At 53.2% G+C, this 2,554-nt stretch carries 2 protein-coding genes; both read right to left on the minus strand.

Translation table 11 applies throughout. The features are described 5' to 3' along the window. Positions 1–212 precede the first annotated feature (212 nt). A complete protein-coding gene (locus HPY90_RS15770) occupies positions 213–1,382 on the minus strand; it encodes a transposase family protein (RefSeq protein ID WP_287195922.1) in 1,170 nt (389 codons plus the stop codon). After that, entirely contained in the window at positions 1,264–2,346 is a 1,083-nt protein-coding gene (locus HPY90_RS15775; protein ID WP_287195920.1) for a Druantia anti-phage system protein DruA, read from the minus strand. The genes HPY90_RS15770 and HPY90_RS15775 overlap by 119 nt, the downstream gene beginning before the upstream one ends. Positions 2,347–2,554: the final 208 nt, after the last annotated feature.

The following is a 2,554-nucleotide window of genomic DNA, read 5'->3' on the forward strand; positions in this document are numbered from 1 at the left end:
CAGAGCTGACGCATGAATATTTTTATGAAGTTCCTTGAGTTGTTCCTGGGCACACAGCAGGGTAGGTTGTAGGCAGGGCTATGCTCTTTGTCATGAGCAGGCTAGCGGCTTAAATATTTTGGGGATAGCCTGGGCATAATCGGCCCAAGCAGGATTAGGCGAGGCAGCCCTCGCCTGAAGTAATTTTTTTTGTTTAGTATAATTTGGTAGAACTAAATCACCAAACGAAGTTGAGCCGGTTTATCGCGGAGTCTGCTCAGCCTGGAGAGGTCGAGCCAGTTGCCCGTGAATGTCTGCCATAAAAACCGCAGAGTGCCGCGCATGCCCAACGTTTGCACCGTTTCCCACAAGGCCACGGTGTGCAAGGTAAGAATGTTGATCAGATGGGCCAGACGCATCAGGGCATGCCATCCTTTCAAGGCGTTCCAGTCGTATGAAAAGGGATGTTCATAGTTGTATCCGTGGCGTTTTTCAATCAGGAAATTCTCCTCAATGCCCCACCGGTGACGAGCAGCCCGGTTGCAGCGGTTGATTACGTTTTTCCGGGTAAGCGGGGCGCCCGACACCCACGCCCAGGCGGCCTGTTCATTTTCCCCCCAGGTTTCGTTGCAAACCACCACATGGAGCACTAGGCGATGATGCTTGTTCTCGGCATCCTGCCAAACGTAACTTAGTTCGTTAGCCCACCAGAATGCCTGCGTCCGGTCGCCCCACTGCTGAGTCCGGGTTTGCTCCGGTTCCAGTTGATGGATTCCGAAAGCGTCCTCCCAGACTGATTTAAGGCAGTTTGAAGGCAGGACGATCATGAAGTCCCAGTTGTTCTTCCGGCAAATCTGCATCACTGGGCCGTTGGGGTAAAGGCCGTCGGCCACGATGAGAAGAGGAAGTTTGCCCATCAGTTCTTTAAGCCGCGGAGCCAAACGGCGAAAAGCCTTTAATTCGCAGTCTTGTTTTTCTTGTGAATCCTGATTTTCACAGAATTCAGCCAGCAGTGGAACAACGATCCCTTGTGGACACACCAGAGCGGCTTCCAGGAGGTAAACATAGTTTTCGCTCTTGCGGTGGAGCGCCTCCGGCGCGAAGGGGACCGTCCGGGTGAATTTTTGGGTACCATCAATGGCTACTACATAATGTTTCTCTACCATCTCCAGAAGCCGGGCCAGGGTGTCCATATGAGGAATACTGTCTACTTCGGGAAAAACAGACCGGAGTGTGTCTAAAATACCGGGACAGCTGAGTTCCCGGTTGGCCTCGCGCCGGGAATTATACTGAAAGATAAATAAAAGCAGACCATAAACCATGAGTACGGTAAGTTTGTGCCTGATGCTCCCGGGCCGTCGAGGGTCCTTTAAGCGGGCGAATTTTTCCAGCAGGCCGGGCAAGATCGCTCGCCAGGCATTGATCTGCGCCTCTGCGGCGGACTGCCGGGCCGCTTGTTCTTCCTCCGCCGTCTTCCAGGGGCTTTTGCGGTTGGGTAAGGTAGCCGATTTTATTGCCTCCGGGGTACGCATCGTCATCTCCCACCACCGGCGTCGGCGCGCAAAGCTCTTCCCGCCATTCCCGAACTAAGGGGTAAACGAACATCATCTTGATGACCGGATGTTTTTTTTGCTTCCGGGGTTCTCTCCCCAAACCGGCTGTTTCGCCTATGTACTGCCAATTGGCCGCTCGATAGCAGGTCCCCTGATGCGGCGGGGTTACAAAGGTCTCTAAAAGCACCGGGGCGTACCCGTACCGTTTTTCCCAGTCCCCTCGCAGCCGCCGGGCAACCAACGCCAGGGCGTGGCTGGCCAGGTGCGGGATTTGCACTCCCGGCAGAATTAGAAAACGATTGTTGTTGATGATTCGGTAGCGAAACCGGTTACGTTCCAGCGCCGTCCACCCGACCCAGGCTTCCCGGACTGCTACTGTTCTGGCTGCCGCTGCAAATAACAGGGCGCCCAGGACCTCTGCCCTTCCTTCGGCCCGGCTATGAATCCAATAGCGCTGATGGGCGCCCAACGGCTTCTGGTAAGCTAGCGGATGGTATGCCGCCATCGTTGCATTCCAAAGAGGTTGTTCTTCCAGCGGTACCGGATCAACCGTCACCGGAAGATATTGTTTCAACGGTCCTTCTCTGGGGATGCATGGTAAAGGCGCTATCTCCTGGATTTTTCTTTTGGGCGGTTTCTTCTTGGGGGGCAGTTTTATTATACCTGAGGTCTCCAGCTGTTCCAATAACAAACGGCATGCCTCCAATTTCAATTTGCCGTTCGGCGCTTTCCAGGGCAGGTTCTCGCATATCGTGGCGAACAATTCCCGGCGACTTAGCCGCTTGAACTGCTGGATTGTTTGTTTGATCAACACCAAATCTTCTGCTGTAAAATGACGATCATCAATCCAAAAGGGTGGGTTCCATATACGCAAGGTTATCGCCTTCCTCTCGTCCTTTGTTCCCACCCTATTATCTCATAACGTCTTGTGCGCTGTTCACCCCTATTTGTATCGAAATTTTTGTTCCCATGCCCCCAATCGTTGAATTGACACGGCATCTTTTATTTATGCGTCAGCACTG

The organism is Syntrophothermus sp. (assembly GCF_013314835.1).
GTDB classification, from domain to species: domain Bacteria; phylum Bacillota; class Syntrophomonadia; order Syntrophomonadales; family Syntrophothermaceae; genus Syntrophothermus; species Syntrophothermus lipocalidus.